This window comes from Bradyrhizobium shewense (genome assembly GCF_900094605.1).
In the GTDB taxonomy this organism is placed as follows: Bacteria; Pseudomonadota; Alphaproteobacteria; order Rhizobiales; family Xanthobacteraceae; genus Bradyrhizobium; species Bradyrhizobium shewense.
The window spans coordinates 413,629-427,930 of record NZ_FMAI01000002.1; the positions used below are offsets into that span (position 1 = coordinate 413,629).

At 65.3% G+C, this 14,302-nt stretch carries 17 protein-coding genes; 11 read left to right on the plus strand and 6 right to left on the minus strand.

Going from position 1 to position 14,302, the window contains the following annotated elements; all coding sequences use genetic code 11:
* Positions 1-4: 4 nt before the first annotated feature.
* Positions 5-895, minus strand: a complete 891-nt coding sequence (locus GA0061098_RS06135) for a LysR family transcriptional regulator (RefSeq protein WP_091954762.1) — start codon at positions 893-895, stop codon at positions 5-7.
* A 104-nt stretch (positions 896-999) separates the two neighbouring features.
* On the opposite strand from GA0061098_RS06135, the gene GA0061098_RS06140 reads away from it, so the two are divergent.
* Positions 1,000-1,725: an SDR family oxidoreductase gene (locus GA0061098_RS06140; RefSeq protein ID WP_091954765.1), complete on the plus strand. Its 726-nt coding sequence runs from the start codon at positions 1,000-1,002 to the stop codon at positions 1,723-1,725.
* A 15-nt stretch (positions 1,726-1,740) separates the two neighbouring features.
* Here the strand turns inward: GA0061098_RS06140 and GA0061098_RS06145 are convergent, their stop codons facing one another.
* Positions 1,741-2,613: a bifunctional helix-turn-helix transcriptional regulator/GNAT family N-acetyltransferase gene (locus GA0061098_RS06145; RefSeq protein WP_091954768.1), complete on the minus strand. Its 873-nt coding sequence runs from the start codon at positions 2,611-2,613 to the stop codon at positions 1,741-1,743.
* A 47-nt stretch (positions 2,614-2,660) separates the two neighbouring features.
* The gene (locus tag GA0061098_RS06150; protein ID WP_091954771.1) at positions 2,661-3,014 is read right to left on the minus strand and encodes an MmcQ/YjbR family DNA-binding protein; all 354 of its coding nucleotides are present in this window, start codon (positions 3,012-3,014) and stop codon (positions 2,661-2,663) included.
* A 1,027-nt stretch (positions 3,015-4,041) separates the two neighbouring features.
* Here GA0061098_RS06150 and GA0061098_RS06165 point away from each other — a divergent pair.
* From GA0061098_RS06165 to GA0061098_RS06200, 8 genes are all read left to right on the plus strand, one after another.
* Positions 4,042-5,697, plus strand: coding sequence for an acetolactate synthase large subunit (locus tag GA0061098_RS06165; protein ID WP_091954773.1), 1,656 nt, complete (start codon positions 4,042-4,044; stop codon positions 5,695-5,697).
* Between the two features lie 119 nt (positions 5,698-5,816).
* On the plus strand, positions 5,817-7,619 hold the full coding sequence (locus tag GA0061098_RS06170; RefSeq protein WP_091954777.1) for a chloride channel protein: 1,803 nt from the start codon (positions 5,817-5,819) through the stop codon (positions 7,617-7,619).
* A gap of 48 nt (positions 7,620-7,667) precedes the next feature.
* A complete protein-coding gene (locus GA0061098_RS06175) occupies positions 7,668-8,015 on the plus strand; it encodes a Lin0512 family protein (RefSeq protein WP_026201886.1) in 348 nt (115 codons plus the stop codon).
* A gap of 4 nt (positions 8,016-8,019) precedes the next feature.
* Positions 8,020-8,712 carry a GNAT family N-acetyltransferase gene (locus GA0061098_RS06180; RefSeq protein WP_091954780.1) on the plus strand — a complete coding sequence of 231 codons (693 nt, stop codon included), beginning with the start codon at positions 8,020-8,022 and terminating at the stop codon, positions 8,710-8,712.
* Positions 8,713-8,778: 66 nt separating this feature from the next.
* The gene (locus GA0061098_RS06185; protein WP_091954784.1) at positions 8,779-9,963 is read left to right on the plus strand and encodes a serine hydrolase domain-containing protein; all 1,185 of its coding nucleotides are present in this window, start codon (positions 8,779-8,781) and stop codon (positions 9,961-9,963) included.
* A 95-nt stretch (positions 9,964-10,058) separates the two neighbouring features.
* Complete coding sequence (locus GA0061098_RS06190) at positions 10,059-10,268, plus strand: YgaP family membrane protein (RefSeq protein ID WP_165637179.1); 210 nt, start codon at positions 10,059-10,061, stop codon at positions 10,266-10,268.
* A complete protein-coding gene (locus GA0061098_RS06195) occupies positions 10,265-10,786 on the plus strand; it encodes an RNA polymerase sigma factor (protein WP_091954787.1) in 522 nt (173 codons plus the stop codon). Before GA0061098_RS06190 ends, GA0061098_RS06195 begins: the two co-directional genes overlap by 4 nt.
* Before the next feature lie 76 nt (positions 10,787-10,862).
* Positions 10,863-11,528 carry a DUF429 domain-containing protein gene (locus GA0061098_RS06200; protein WP_091955318.1) on the plus strand — a complete coding sequence of 222 codons (666 nt, stop codon included), beginning with the start codon at positions 10,863-10,865 and terminating at the stop codon, positions 11,526-11,528.
* Here GA0061098_RS06200 and GA0061098_RS43570 read toward each other — a convergent pair.
* Complete coding sequence (locus tag GA0061098_RS43570) at positions 11,518-11,871, minus strand: hypothetical protein (RefSeq protein ID WP_129590819.1); 354 nt, start codon at positions 11,869-11,871, stop codon at positions 11,518-11,520. The genes GA0061098_RS06200 and GA0061098_RS43570 overlap by 11 nt on opposite strands.
* Here GA0061098_RS43570 and GA0061098_RS44775 point away from each other — a divergent pair.
* Together GA0061098_RS44775 and GA0061098_RS06205 are read left to right on the plus strand one after the other, a co-directional pair.
* Positions 11,870-12,016, plus strand: coding sequence for a hypothetical protein (locus GA0061098_RS44775; RefSeq protein ID WP_165637180.1), 147 nt, complete (start codon positions 11,870-11,872; stop codon positions 12,014-12,016). The genes GA0061098_RS43570 and GA0061098_RS44775 overlap by 2 nt on opposite strands.
* A gap of 120 nt (positions 12,017-12,136) precedes the next feature.
* Complete coding sequence (locus GA0061098_RS06205) at positions 12,137-12,841, plus strand: glutathione S-transferase family protein (protein WP_091954790.1); 705 nt, start codon at positions 12,137-12,139, stop codon at positions 12,839-12,841.
* A 2-nt stretch (positions 12,842-12,843) separates the two neighbouring features.
* Here GA0061098_RS06205 and GA0061098_RS06210 read toward each other — a convergent pair whose 3' ends face one another.
* Together GA0061098_RS06210 and GA0061098_RS06215 are read right to left on the minus strand one after the other, a co-directional pair.
* A complete protein-coding gene (locus tag GA0061098_RS06210; protein WP_091954793.1) occupies positions 12,844-13,626 on the minus strand; it encodes a sulfite exporter TauE/SafE family protein in 783 nt (260 codons plus the stop codon).
* 3 nt (positions 13,627-13,629) lie between these two features.
* Positions 13,630-14,262 carry a TetR/AcrR family transcriptional regulator gene (locus GA0061098_RS06215; protein ID WP_038972501.1) on the minus strand — a complete coding sequence of 211 codons (633 nt, stop codon included), beginning with the start codon at positions 14,260-14,262 and terminating at the stop codon, positions 13,630-13,632.
* Positions 14,263-14,302: the final 40 nt, after the last annotated feature.

Sequence of the window (14,302 nt, forward strand, 5' to 3'; positions counted from 1 at the left end):
CGGTTCACGCGCGCCGCCGCAGATGCTCGATCAGCGCGCGCAGCTTCGGTGCGACGTTGCGGCGGCTCGGGTAGTAGAGATAGAATCCGGCGAAGCAGGGGCAATAGTCCTCCAGGATCGCCACCAGTTCGCCGCGCGCGATCGCGGGGCGAAAGCTCGCCTCCATGCCGAAGGTGATGCCGGCGCCCGCCACCGCCAGCTTGATCATCAGCGCCATGTCGTTGGTCGTGATCTCGGGCGCGACCGCGACGCTGAACTCCTTGCCGCCGTCGGCAAACTCCCAGCGATAGGGGACAACGTTCGGCGCCGGACGCCAGCCGATACAGCGAAAGGACGCAAGCTCGGACGGATGCGAGGGCACGCCGAAGCGGGCGCGGAAATCCGGCGCGCAGACGGCGAGCTGGCGTTCCTCGCCGGCGATCGGCACCGCAATCATGTCCTGCTCGATGACCTCGCCAAGGCGGACGCCGGCGTCATAGCCGGCGGCGACGATGTCGAATTCCGCATCCGTCACGGTGATGTCGAGCTGCACCTCCGGGTTCGCGTCGGCGAAGTCCGCAAGAAAGCGCCCCGAGAGAAAATGCTCGGCGATCGAGGAGACGGCGAGGCGTAGCAGTCCGCGCGGCCGCCCGCGCAGCGCCTCGGTGCCGTCGAGCGCGGCGCGCATGTCCGCGATTGCAGGCGCGACCTCCGCATGCAGCCGCTCGCCGGCCTCGGTCAGGCTGACGCTGCGCGTGGTGCGCTGGACCAGCGCGATGCCGAGCGTTTCCTCCAGCCGCCGGATCGTCTGGCTCACCGCCGAGCGGGTTACGCCGAGACGGTCGGCGGCGGCGCGGAAATTCCGCTCTTCGGCGACCAGCGCAAAGACGGCGAGGGCGTTGAGATCTGGTTCCATCGGTTAGCGTAGCTTGTCAGTGTGGTTAGGGATCGTCGTCTTATCACAGCGATGGCGCCGGTCCATCTTCCCGCAATCACTCCGAAAGCAACGGGAAGAACCTCATGCCAATCGACAAAGTCATTCTCATCACCGGCGCCTCCAGCGGTATCGGCGCAGGCATTGCCCGCGAGCTGGCCGCATCCGGCGCGAAGGTTCTGCTCGGCGCGCGGCGCACCGACCGTCTGAACGCGCTTGCGACTGAGTTGAACGGGCGGGGCGGAACGACGCTCGCGCATCCGCTCGACGTCACCGACCGCGCCAGCGTTGGCGCCTTTGCGGACGCCGCTCGCGGCCTGTGGGGCCGCGTCGACGTCATCGTCAACAATGCCGGCGTGATGCCGCTGTCGCTGATGGCCTCGCTCAAGGTCGAGGAGTGGGACCGGATGGTCGACGTCAACATCAAGGGCGTGCTCTACGGCATCGCCGCCGTGCTGCCGGAGATGGTGGCGCGCGGCTCCGGCCAAATCGTCAACATCGCCTCGATCGGTGCGCTGAGCGTGTCGCCGACGGCAGCCGTCTACTGCGCCACGAAATATGCGGTGCGGGCGATCTCGGATGGCCTGCGCCAGGAGCACGACAATATCCGCGTCACCTGCATCCATCCCGGCGTGGTCGAAAGCGAGCTCGCGGGCACCATCACCGATCCCGTGGCCGCCGAGGCGATGAAGATTTATCGGGCGATTGCGCTTCAGCCAGACGCCATCGCCCGCGCGGTGCGCTTCGCCATCGAGCAGCCCGATGACGTCGACGTCAACGAGATCGTCGTGCGCCCGACGCGGACGAGGTGACGATACCCATCCGCATCAGATGCGCTTCTCGAAAAACAGGTCCGGGTAGGGATCGTCATTGTAGGGTGGGATCTCGCGCCAGCCCGTGCTGCGGTAGAGCTGGCCGGCCTCGGGCAGCGCGCTGTTGGTGTCGAGCCGCAGCAGCGTGATGCCGAGCTCGCGCGCGGCCCCCTCGGTCGCGTCCATCAGGCGCCGGCCGAGCCGCAATCCGCGCGCGGCGGGCGCCACCCACAGCCGCTTGATCTCGGCGTAACCGTGATCGGTTCCCTTCAGGCCCACGCAGCCGATCGGCAGTGTGTCCGACATCGCGACGATGAAGCTGCCGCGCGGGCGGCGCATGTCCTTGGCGTCAGGGTCGCGCGACAGCGAGACGTCGAAGCCCTGCCTGAAGCGGCGGCCAAGCTCGGCATAATACTCGCCGAGGCAGTAGCGCGCTTGCTCGCTCCGCGGATCCATCTCCTCCAGCGCAACACGCTCGCGCGTCAATGCGGACGCGATCAGGTCCATCGCCGCCAGCAGGGCGTCAGCTTGCGAATGCCGCGCGAGCAAGCCCTCGGCCTGCGTGTTCGACAGCGCCTCGTAGGCCGCGAACTCGCGTCGGCCTGCACGCGTCAATGTCGCGACCCGGCGGCGGGCATCGTCCTCATGCGCCGCGGTCTCGACCAGACCGTCCTCTTCCAGGCTGCGCAGCAGCCGGCTCATCAGACCGGAATCCAGGCCGAGATAGTCGCGGATATCGGCCACGTCCGAACGCCCGTGCCCAATCGCATTGAGCACACGCGCCGCGCCGAGCGGGCGGCCGCGCCCAAGAAACGAGGTATCGAGCGCACCGACGGCGGAGGTGACGGCACGATTGAAGCGGCGAACGCGAGAAACGGGGTCGAGCATGATGTCTGACTTTAGTCAGATATCGTGCGAAGGTCAATTCGATTGGCTTAACCGAGGCCCAGTTCCTTGCGGGCCTTCCGCGTCAGCTTCGCCACGATCAGCGCATGAGCCTGGGCGAGATAGCCGGCAAGCTCGGCATCCGGCAGCGAATTGTTGCTGACGAGCTGCACCCATTTGGCGCGCGCAAGGTATGGCGCCGGCCGCGCCACGGCATGCTCGATCAGCATCGCATAGGCCATGTCCGAGACCTTGAACATGTAGCTGCCGGAGCCTGCGGCAAAGCCGCCGCCGAGTGCGAACATCTTGCCGCCGACCTTGAACACGGAGGTGCCCTCCCACTGCACCACCTTGGTGGCGGCTGGCAGGCGCAGGCAACGTGCTTCAAAATTTCTCGGCGTCATGACGCGAGCGATAGCATGCTGCGCGCGACTTGCAACGTCTAGCCGCCGACCGCGACGAAAGCTTAGCGCAGAAGCTGCAAGCGCAGGCGCTGGGCGTGATCCACCTTTCTCTGTGGCGGCAGAGAGGGTGGATGACGCTTGGCTCATCCACCTCTTGCACCTACAAGCTGTTGTGTTGCCCGACGCGCAAAACACGCAAGCCGTGGGGCAATACGCCCAGACAGAAATATTCGCCTTTACAGAATTTCGGCTTTGTCGCATTGTCCCGCCACCTCACCCCGGTCAGAGGGGCGTATCGCGATCGTCACGAAACGTGGGGTGAGCTGCGGTGGACGTTCGTCACATCGGCGCGAGAGGCATCGCAGGGCGGGCAACCGTGAGCGACAGCCTATCGCGCACACGACCGGTGTGACATGCGTACGGCAAAACCGTGTCGTCCTGACGCCCGGGGTCTGTGCGTCAAGTCTTGCGGTGATGTGTGGTGCCCGACCGGGTGCGCGCATCAGCGATCTGCAAGGCGACGGGGGCAATAGTGCATCGCTCCCCGGGGAGAACACGACATAAGCCGTAAAACCACTGCGCAGGGAAGGCCGGGTTGTCCTGGCTACACCTGTATGCCGCTGTGCAGCTTCTTGTCACGCAGGATTCGCACAGTGGACCGCGGGTGCCAGCCGGCACCCGGTCTTCCCTGCGCCCTCTGACAGAGGGTGTCGAGATGAAGAGAAGCTCGGGCAAGATCCCGCCGCGAGATTGCCGCGGTGTGTCTGCAGAATTGAGCATCCAACGCCTTGCCGCGAGCGCCCATTCATGCCCGTCACCCTGAGGTGCGAACCGTGCGACGCAACGCGTCGCGTGGAGAGCCTCGAAGGGCGACAGCCCGGCTGCATCTCGGCCGTACATCCTCTTTCGTTACGCTCGCAACGAGAGTTGATGCAATTGCGCGCCTCTTTGTGAGTTGTGCATATGCCACGGACCGCTACCATGTCATTGTTCCCCGAACACGGGAGCGAGCACAAGCGGAGGCGACATGAGCGGACAGGAGCGCAAGGTGAAGGGATCGGACCTGTTTGTCGCGGCGCTTGAGAATGAAGGTGTCGACCGCATCTTCGGCGTTCCCGGCGAAGAGAATCTCGATCTCGTGGAATCGCTCCGCACCTCCAAGATCGAGCTGGTCCTGACCCGTCACGAGCAGTCCGCCGCCTTCATGGCCGCCACGCATGGGCGGTTGACCGGCAAGCCCGGCGTTTGCCTCTCGACGCTCGGCCCCGGCGCGCTCAATCTGTCAACGGGCGCGGCCTATGCGCATCTCGGCGCGATGCCGATGATCCTGATCACCGGCCAGAAGCCGATCATGAGCAGCCGTCAGGCGCGCTTCCAGATCGTGGACGTGGTCGCGACCATGAAGCCGCTGACGAAACTGTCGCGGCAGATCGTCAGCGCCTCCAGCATTCCGACCGTGGTGCGCGACGCATTCCGCGTGGCGATGGAAGAGCGGCCAGGGCCGGTGCATCTCGAATTGCCCGAGGACATCGCGGGTGACGAAGTGCCTGATGTTCCCGTGATCCCGGTCCATCCGATCGAAATCCCGGTCGCCCATCGCGCCGCGCTCGACCGCGCCGCCGAGATGATCCTGTCGGCGCGACATCCGCTGGTCATGATGGGCGCCGCGACCAGCCGGCCGCGCGCGACCCACGGTATCGCCAGCTTCGTGCGGCGGACCGGCATTCCGTTCTTCACCACGCAGATGGGGAAGGGCACCGTGCCTGGCGGCACCAATCTCTACATGGGGACGGCCGCGCTGTCCGAACGCGACTACGTTCATGACGCGATCGATGCCGCCGACCTGATCATCGCGATTGGCCACGACCCCGTGGAGAAGCCGCCTTTCATCATGGGGCCGTCAGGGCCGAAGGTCATTCACGTCAGCTACACATCTGCCAGCGTCGAGCTGGTCTATTTTCCCGACGCGGAGGTCATTGGCGACGTCGGCCCGAGCCTCGAGTTGCTCGCCGACCGGCTCGAAGGCAAGCTGCCGCAGGCTGCGGCCCTGCTGCCGTTGCGCGAGAAGATTCTCGGCCACATCGCCGACCGCGCCACCGAGGCGCGCTGGCCGCCGACGCCGCAGCGGATCGTGCACGACATCCGCCAGGTGATCCCGGAGAACGGCATCGTCGCGCTCGACAACGGCATGTACAAGATCTGGTTCGCGCGCAACTACCGGACCCGCGTCGCCAACACGCTGCTGCTCGACAATGCGCTGGCGACGATGGGCGCCGGACTTCCGTCGGCGATGATGGCCGCGATGCTCTATCCGGATCGCCGTGTGCTCGCGGTCGCCGGCGACGGCGGCTTCATGATGAACAGCCAGGAGATGGAGACCGCCGTCCGCCTCAAGCTCAATCTGGTCGTGCTGGTGCTGGAGGACAAGGCCTACGGCATGATCCGCTGGAAGCAGGCCGTCGATCACTTCGCCGACTACGGCATGACCTTTGGCAATCCCGATTTTGTCCTCTACGCGAAGGCCTATGGGGCGAAGGGGCATCGGATCGAGAGCATCGACAGCTTTGGCCCGACGCTGGATGCCGCCTTCAAAGAGGGCGGCGTGCATCTGATCGTGATCCCGATCGATTATTCGGAGAACGTGCGGGTGCTCGTGGACGAGCTGCGGGCGCGGGAGAGGTAGCGCTCCGGCCGGCATTTGCCCGGAGGTTCATACCAGCCATTCCTTGATATATATCGTGACACGATATATTGGCAGGCGCCAAGAACCCTCCCGGCAAAATCTCCCGACAAGAGCTATCCATGCGCCAGACCCTGGACATCACCGGCGGCCTCCCGCGTCCTCGCGGCAAGCCCGGAGACTTCACCGCCGACCGCCGCGTATTGATCCTGATCGGCATGGCCCTGCTGGTCGGAAGCCTCGGGGCGGGCGCCGCATGGGTGCTGCTGAAGCTCATCGCGCTCGTCACCAATCTGGTCTGGTTCGGTCATTTCAGCACCGAGAACGTTTCGCTGGCGAATGCCCGTCCCGGGATCTGGATGGTGCTGGCGCCGGCGCTCGGTGGTCTCGTCATCGGGCTGCTGGCGCGCTACGGCTCGGAGAAGATCCGGGGACACGGCATCCCCGAAGCGATCGAGGCGATCCTGATCGGCGGCAGCCGGATGCAGCCGAAGGTCGCGGTCCTGAAGCCGCTGTCCTCGGCGGTGTCGATCGGCAGCGGCGGACCGTTCGGCGCCGAGGGGCCGATCATCATGACCGGCGGCGCGATCGGGTCGATCTTCGCCCAGTGCTTTCACCTCACCGCCGCCGAGCGCAAGACGCTGCTGGTTGCGGGTGCTGCCGCCGGCATGACCGCGATCTTCGGCACGCCGATCGCGGCCGTCCTGCTCGCGGTCGAACTGCTGCTGTTCGAATGGAAACCGCGCAGCTTCCTCCCCGTGGTGACCGGCGCGGTGATCTCGGCGGCCTGGCGCCCGCTGCTGTTCGGGACCGGACCCTTGTTTCCGTTTGCCGAGCGGCCGGATCTGCCGTGGTGGGGGCTGGCGGCGGCAATCGGCGTCGGCATCGTCGCCGGCCTGCAATCCGGGCTGATGACGCGGCTGCTCTACGCGATCGAAGACCTGTTCGACCGCCTGCCGGTGCACTGGATGTGGTGGCCGATGCTTGGCGGTCTGATCGTCGGCCTCGGCGGCCTCGTCGATCCGCGCGCGCTTGGCGTCGGCTACGACGTCATCGCCGATCTCTTGTCCGGCCACATGGCGCGCGACGAAGCGATCCGGCTGCTGCTGGTGAAGTCCGCGGTCTGGGTGATTGCGCTCGGCTCAGGCACGTCGGGCGGCGTGCTGGCGCCGCTGCTGATCCTCGGCGGCACGGCCGGCTGGATGGAGGGGCTGGCGCTGCCCGGTGGCGCGTCATTCTGGGCGCTGGTTGGCATGGCCGCGATGATGGGCGGCACGATGCGCTCGCCGCTGACAGGCGTGATGTTCGCCATCGAGCTGACAGGCAATATCGATATGCTGCTGCCGCTGCTGGCGGCGACCGGCGCAGCGCATGCCGTCACGGTGCTGCTCCTGAAGCGCTCGATCCTGACCGAGAAGATCGCGCGCCGCGGCCAGCATATCACGCGCGAATACGCGATCGATCCGTTCGAGCTGCTCCGCGCCGCCGATGTCATGGTCACTGATGTCGACACGCTGCCGGTCGACATGCCCATTGACGAAGCGGTCACTTTCTTCACCTCGGACCAGCGCCGTCACAAATCCTATCCCGTCGTCACTGCCGATGGACGGCTGGCCGGCATGGTCACGCGCGCCGATGTGCTGCGCTGGCGCACCGAGGGCGATCACCAGGCGGCAACGCTCGACGACGTCGTCTCGGACAGCTCGGCCGTGATAGCATATCCTGACGACGTGCTGGGGCGGGTCGCCGATCTCATGGTCGCCTCCGATCTCGGGCGCCTGCCGGTAGTCGACCGCGCCAGTCATCGCGTGGTGGGCCTGGTTGCGCGCAAGGATTTGCTGCGAATTCGCGCGGTCGTGAACGCGCAGGAGGAGGACCGCAACGCATATTTCCTGCGCGAAAAGGCGCTTGTGCCGGAGGCGTAGATCGCGGAAGGTCGGCCCTTCTGAACTCCAGCACTAATGGGAATGAACATGACTCGTGTTCGCTGCGTCACCGAGATGGGTATGGGCGTTGATGTCCACGGCAGGGACGCCACCAAGGCGGCCAAGCGCGCGGTGTCGGATGCCATCAGGCATTCGAGCCTCGGCTTCTTCCGGATGATCGGCAAGACTGCGAACGACATGTTCGTCGACGTCACGATCGCGGTGCCCAATCCGGAAGCCGTCGACAAGGAGGCGGTGGCCAAGGAGCTTCCTTACGGCACCGTCACCGTCACCGCGGTCAAGGGCGGGCTGGAGATTCCCTCGGCGACCGAAGTGGCCAACGATCCCATCCTCATCGCCAATGCTGCGGTGATCGTCAGCTTCGACAAGGACTAGGCCGGTGTCCGACAGCGATGAGGCGCTGCTGGATCGTCCGATCTGGAGCGCGCTGACGACCAGCCACAAGCATCTGGCCGAAGGCGGCCCGCGAGCGCTGCGCTATCCCGTCGACATGACGCCGTTTGCCGACATGGTCGACATGTCCGCGGCAAGCTTTGCCGCGCTCGGTGAACTCCTGTCGGGGTCGCAGGTCGCCGCATTATTCACGCCGGATCCGGTCGAAGTACCCGCCGGTTTCAAGGTCGTGATCGCCGGGCCCTGCGAGCAGATGATTGGCTCGCCCGCCGACAGTCCGCTCCGCGATGCCGAGATCGTCACACTGGGTGCCGACGACGTTCCGGCGATGATGGCGCTGACGGAGCTGACGAAGCCCGGTCCGTTCGCGCGGCGGACCCATGAGCTCGGCACGTTCCTCGGCATCCGCGCCGGGGACCAATTGGTCGCGATGACGGGCGAGCGCATGAAGCCGGGTAAGTTCGTGGAGATGACGGCCGTGTGCGTGCATCCCGACTATCGCGGCCGCGGCTATGCGCAGGCGTTGCTTGCGGCCGTCGCCCGCGGGATCGAGGCGCGCGGGGAAATTCCGTTCCTGCACGTGTTTTCCAGCAACGTGTCGGCGATCGCGCTGTACCAGCGGCAGGGCATGCGCATCCGTCGCTGCCTGCACGTCACCGCGTTCATGAAGCAGCAATAGGCGCTGCGGCCTTCATTTCCCGCGAAAGCGCGCTATATCCGTCCAAACCACAATTGGGGGAGACTCATGGACGCCAAGGTTACGGAATTTTCCGCCGCACGGACGGCGATGCAGCGCTATGTCGATCAGGAAATCATTCCGGGCGCATCCTGGGCCGTGCTGCGCGGGGGCGAGGTGGTCGACCAGCAATGCGTCGGCTTTGCCGACCGCGAAGCCAAGACCGCGCTTCGTCCCGACCATATCTTCCGCGCCTTCTCCAACACCAAGATCTTCGTCACTTGCGCGATCATGCTGCTGGTCGAGGAAGGCCGCATCGGCCTCGATGACCCGATCGAGAAATTCCTGCCGCAGCTCGCCGGTCGCAAGGTGCTGAAGCCGGACGCTTCGAGCCTTGCCGATGTCGAGCCGGCGAAGAACCCGATCACGATCCGCCAGCTCCTGACCCACACCTCCGGCCTCAGCTACGGCATCTTCGATCCGGGCACGGTGCTGTTCAAAGCCTACAACGAGGCGCGCGTACTCAATCCGCTGACGCCACTCGCCGACATGATCGACCAACTCGCCAGCCTGCCGCTGTCCTATCACCCGGGGACGTCCTGGGAATATTCGGTGGCCACCGACGTGCTCGGCCGTATCGTGGAGGTCGTCTCCGGCAAGCCGCTCGACGCTTTTCTGAAGGCGCGCATCTTCGACCCGCTCGGCATGACCGACACCGGCTTCCATGTTCCGGAAGCGCAGCAGGACAGGCTGGTTGCGCTTTACAATGGCGCTGATGTGCTCGACCCCATGAAGCCCGGGCTCACGCGCGCCGACAATCTGCCGTTTCCGCAAGCCTATCGACGGCCGTTTCCGCGGCTCTCGGGCGGCGGCGGTCTGGTCTCGACCTTGCCCGACATGCTCGCACTGGTCCGCGCGCTGCTGCCCGGTTCGGATGCGCTGCTGAAGCCGGAGACGTTGCGGCAGATGATGACGAACCAGCTCCCGGCAGGGCAGACCATCCGCTTCGCCAATCTCGGCCCGATCCCCGGCAAGGGTTTTGGCCTCGGCGGCGCCGTCACCTTCGCGCCGACGCCGTTTGATCCGCCGAACTCCACCGGGGAATTCCAGTGGGGCGGCCTTGCCGGCACGCATTGGTGGATCTGCCCGCAGGCCAACACCGCGGGCGTCCTGATGACCCAGCGTTACATGGGCTTCTGGAATCCGTTCTTCTTCGAGTTCAAGCGCCTGGCCTATCAGGCCGTCGGCGGCTGACCGCGAAAAAAATTACGAGCCCCGCGAATCCTTTCCGGCCGGCGCGCCCTCTTGATGGTCGAGGCATTCAGCCTCGGCTCATCTCGGAGGATGCAATGGCATTTTACAGGAAGAACATCGGCGGCCTGCACCAGGCGGTGCGGATTGCCGCAGGGGTGGCGGTGGTGGTCGCGGCATTCGTTTATCTTGCGGGAGCGACGGCATGGCTGGTCGCGCTCGGCGGCGCCGGCTTCGCGCTGACCGGCCTCGTCGGCTATTGCCCGATGTGCGCGATGGCGGGGATCGGGCGAGGGGGCGTCTCGTGAGTGCGGCGGCGATCTCGCCGAACCTGTTCGAAGCCGCCCGGCTCGGCGATCCCCACGCGATCGCCTCGCTGCTCGAGACGGCGCAGCCGGACATCCGCCGCTACGCGCGCGCGACCTGCCGCAGCTCGGCGGATGCCGAGGATGCGACGCAGGAGGCGCTGTGGATACTGTTCCGCCATGTCGGCACGATCCGATCGCTGCTGGCGTTTTCGGCCTGGCTGTTCAGCGTCGTCCGCCGCGAATGCCCGCGGCTGGCGCGCAAGGCAGGCCTCGCGCCGGCGATCGATGACGATGCGGCCGAAGCGCTGCTGCTGACGCGTCCTGAAAACGATCTGCGGCTCGACGTCGCCGCAGCTTTCGAGGCGCTGCCGCCGCACTATCGCGACGTTGCGTTGATGCGCGACGTCAAGGAAATGACCATCGAGGAAATCGCCGTCGCGCTCGGTGCATCCAGGCAGACCGTAAAGGCCCGGCTGCACCGCGCCCGCGCGCTGATGCGCGAATATCTAACGAGATGAGACATGACCGCTGTTCGAGCAACATCGAGGTGACAGCTTGGGATGAACGAACGTCGGCAGCGGCGGGGTCGTGCGCGTGAATAACTATCTCGGCCTCGACGGATTTCGTTTCGGCTGGGTCGCGGCCTGGATCGACGAGCGCGGCGATCATGGTTTTGACTATTCGCCGGGCCTGACGCGTTTGCTCGCGTTACCGCATGTGCGCGCGATGATCGACATGCCGATCGGATTGAATCCGGCCGGTTATCGCATGTGCGACCTGCGTGCGCGCGAGCTGATTGGCCCCGCCGTGTTTCTCGGTGCGCGCCGCGATCTCTGGACGTTTACCGACATGGCCGAGGCCAACCGTTACTACTGGGCGCATGAAGGCAAGGGCAGGGGTGTGTCGGCGCAGCTCTGGAATATCAGGGACAAGATCAGGGACGTCGACGAGATCATGACTCCGGCGCGGCAGGCGACGATCGGCGAAGCGCATCCGGAATTGGTGTTCTGGAATCTCGCAGGACGAGTGCGGCTTGAACCGAAGACGTCGGCGCAAGGCCGCGAGCAGCGCGTCGCGCTGCTGAGAGCTCGGGGTTTCAACAAGGTCGAAAGATGGTTGACGCTTCGCCACGGCACCGGCATCGGCCGCGACGATCTGATCGACGCCTGTGCCTGCGCGGTGGCGGCGCGTGACAGCACGCGGCGTGTCGGCGGCGAGGAGATCGATCCGCGCGGACTGCGAATGGAGATTAACTACTGACCAGGTCAACTCTGCCGATCGTTTGTACCGGCAAGGAGGAGCCACCCTCATCGTCCAGCCTTGCTGCTCGCGCTTCGTACACATCGGCCATCTCTCGGAGCCGTCGCGCGGATTCGCGATGGGTGAGATCGTCCGCGACGCGGCGACAGCGCTGAGCGTGATCGAGCAGGGCGCGCTTCTCAATATTCATCCCGCCACAACGCGCAAGTTGCTCGATGGTCCCTCGAAACAAAGCAACGTCTCGTCTGGGAAAACGGGAAAAACCGGCAAAATTTTCCTGCCAAGTCGGAACACGGCATGTCAGCGGACGTTTAAGCCACAGGAGCTGAGGGACAAATGCCATGCACGACGTCTGCCAATGGGCGACCGCGACCCTCGCGATTGCCTTCACGGCTGCGCTGCTGATCACGGGTCAATGGTTCATCCAGTATCGACTGCAGCATGAAACCATGACTCCGGTCGTCAAGGTCGCGACGCTGCCGCCCTAGTCGCTTCAGGCCGTTGTGACTGGCTGGCGACGCAGGCGTTAAGCTGGCGGCTGCTCGGCCTTGCATCGTTCGCCGGCTCGCCTAGATTAGGCGCGTCTTACGAACGCAGCCGGAGTGTTGATGTCTGATCTGTCCGCCTTTCCCATCACCAAACGCTGGCCGGCCAAACATCCCGAACTCCTCCAGCTCTATTCGCTGCCGACGCCGAACGGCGTCAAGGTCTCGATCATGCTGGAGGAGATCGGACTTCCCTACGAGGTCCATCTCGTCGATTTCGGCAAGGACGATCAGAAGACGGCTGAATTCCTTTCGCTCAATCCGAACGGCAAGATCCCGGCGATCCTCGATCCAAACGGTCCCGGCGGCAGGCCGCTGGCGCTGTTCGAGTCCGGGGCGATCCTGCAATACCTCGCGGAGAAGACCGGCAAGCTGTTGTCCCAGGATGCCGCCCGCCGCTACCAGACCATCCAGTGGGTGCACTTCCAGATGGGCGGCATCGGGCCGATGTTCGGTCAGGTCGGCTTCTTCCACAAATTCGACGGCAAGGATTTTGAGGACAAGCGTCCGCGCGACCGCTACGTCGCCGAAGCCAAGCGTCTGCTCGGCGTGATGGAGACGCATCTTTCGGGACGGCAATGGTTCATGGATGACGACTACACCATCGCCGACATTTCCATGCTCGGCTGGGTGCGCAATCTCATCGGCTTCTACGGTGCCGGCGATCTCGTCGAATTCACCCAGTTCAAATCCGTCGGCGCCTGGCTCGAACGGGGCCTTGCGCGTCCAGCGGTGCAGCGCGGGCTGAAGATTCCGCAGCGGCTGTAAGATCAGGTCAGCGCCTTGTGGGTCATGTAGAGCGCCATCAGCGAGACGAAGGCGATCATGACCCGGCGCAGCACCGATTTGCTGACGCCATTGGCCAGGCGTGCGCCGAGATCCGTGCCGATCCAGAGGCCGGCCAGAATGCCTGTGATGGCCGGCCAACCGACCATCAGGCCCTTGCTCCAGTAGATCCAGGCCGCCGGAAGATTGGTCGGGATGACCGAGAATACGAGGCTGACGAGCTGCGCCTGATGCTGCGGCACGCGCAGGCCCGCCGCAAGGCCGACCGTGATCGCCAGGCCGCCGCCGATGCCCATGAAGCCGGAGGAAAACCCGGCGAGCAGGCCGATGAGCAGCAGGGGTAGCCGGGGCAGTTGGTCCTGGTCGCCGGCCTCACGGCCGCCGTCCTTGCGATCGCGACGCAGGATCAGCAGGACGATCAGCGCGACGAGATAGACGACATAAGTCCATTGCAAGACCTGGTCGGAAACCGCCGCCGCGGCGTAGCCTCCGCCGGCACCGCCGACGAGAAATCCGATGCCGATCCACACGATCCACGGCAAGGGGCTGCGATTGCCGCTCCGCCAATAGCGGCGGGCGCCGGCGAGGCCCATCGGCGGGATCTGTGTGATTAGCGAGGTGCCCTGCGCGACGTGTTGTTCGGCCCCAAGCAGCAACACGCTGAAGATCACGAGCCCGCCACCCGGGCTCGTTCCCATCAAACCCGACGTCAATCCGCTGACCAGACCGACGCCGGCGCCAGCAAGCAGGTCTTGGATCCCTGACATCGCTTACGTCCTGGTTCGCCGCTTGATGTCAGGCCTGGTCGTGCGAAAGCCGTCGATCACCCCGGCCACCGCCGCCATGCAGGCCTCGACGTCGAAATCCTCGCCCCAGCATTTTTGCAGCACAAAGCCCTGGAAGATCGCGATCAGCACGCGTGCGATCGCTTCGGCACCGAGGTCGCGCCTGATCAGGCCGTCATGCTGGCCGCGCTCGACCAGCGCCACGATCAGCGCGCGCGGCATGTCGATGCCCTCGACGACGCTGGTGCGGACGCGGCGGTTGCGCAGGGCTTCGGCCCAGCCGTGGATGCCGACACGGCGGCGCGGTTCGCCGGCAGGGTCGGTCAGCCATTGCGCGTAGACGCGGATCAGCGCGTGAAGCCCTTCGATCGGATCGCCGGATCCCTGCGCGACCGAATTGAGCACGGCTTCGCGCCGATGCCGGTCGTCGGCGAGTGCCTCGATCAGATCGTCCTTGCTCTGGAAGTAGAGATAAACCGCGCCGTGGCTCAGTCCGGAGCGTTTCACGATGTCGGCCATGCCGGTCTGGTGAAAACCGTCTTCGGAAAAGCAGGCGAGGGCAGCTTCGAGAATTTGCTGCCGCCGACTTTCGCGCTGCTTGTCGCTGATCTTGGGCATCTCGCCGTCCTTAAATAACTGACAGGTCGATCGTTTTACC

Bases quoted from the DNA above. Each gene is read 5' to 3' on its own strand.
- GA0061098_RS06150 (WP_091954771.1), bottom strand. From the start codon at position 3,014: ATGACGCCGAGAAATTTTGAAGCACGTTGCCTGCGCCTGCCAGCCGCC.
- GA0061098_RS43570 (WP_129590819.1), bottom strand. From the start codon at position 11,871: ATGGCATTTGTCCCTCAGCTCCTGTGGCTTAAACGTCCGCTGACATGC.
- GA0061098_RS06175 (WP_026201886.1), top strand. From the start codon at position 7,668: ATGACTCGTGTTCGCTGCGTCACCGAGATGGGTATGGGCGTTGATGTC.
- GA0061098_RS06185 (WP_091954784.1), top strand. From the start codon at position 8,779: ATGGACGCCAAGGTTACGGAATTTTCCGCCGCACGGACGGCGATGCAG.
- GA0061098_RS06140 (WP_091954765.1), top strand. From the start codon at position 1,000: ATGCCAATCGACAAAGTCATTCTCATCACCGGCGCCTCCAGCGGTATC.
- GA0061098_RS06215 (WP_038972501.1), bottom strand. From the start codon at position 14,262: ATGCCCAAGATCAGCGACAAGCAGCGCGAAAGTCGGCGGCAGCAAATT.
- GA0061098_RS06145 (WP_091954768.1), bottom strand. From the start codon at position 2,613: ATGCTCGACCCCGTTTCTCGCGTTCGCCGCTTCAATCGTGCCGTCACC.
- GA0061098_RS06205 (WP_091954790.1), top strand. From the start codon at position 12,137: ATGTCTGATCTGTCCGCCTTTCCCATCACCAAACGCTGGCCGGCCAAA.
- GA0061098_RS06190 (WP_165637179.1), top strand. From the start codon at position 10,059: ATGGCATTTTACAGGAAGAACATCGGCGGCCTGCACCAGGCGGTGCGG.
- GA0061098_RS06170 (WP_091954777.1), top strand. From the start codon at position 5,817: ATGCGCCAGACCCTGGACATCACCGGCGGCCTCCCGCGTCCTCGCGGC.
- GA0061098_RS06210 (WP_091954793.1), bottom strand. From the start codon at position 13,626: ATGTCAGGGATCCAAGACCTGCTTGCTGGCGCCGGCGTCGGTCTGGTC.
- GA0061098_RS06135 (WP_091954762.1), bottom strand. From the start codon at position 895: ATGGAACCAGATCTCAACGCCCTCGCCGTCTTTGCGCTGGTCGCCGAA.
- GA0061098_RS06165 (WP_091954773.1), top strand. From the start codon at position 4,042: ATGAGCGGACAGGAGCGCAAGGTGAAGGGATCGGACCTGTTTGTCGCG.
- GA0061098_RS44775 (WP_165637180.1), top strand. From the start codon at position 11,870: ATGCACGACGTCTGCCAATGGGCGACCGCGACCCTCGCGATTGCCTTC.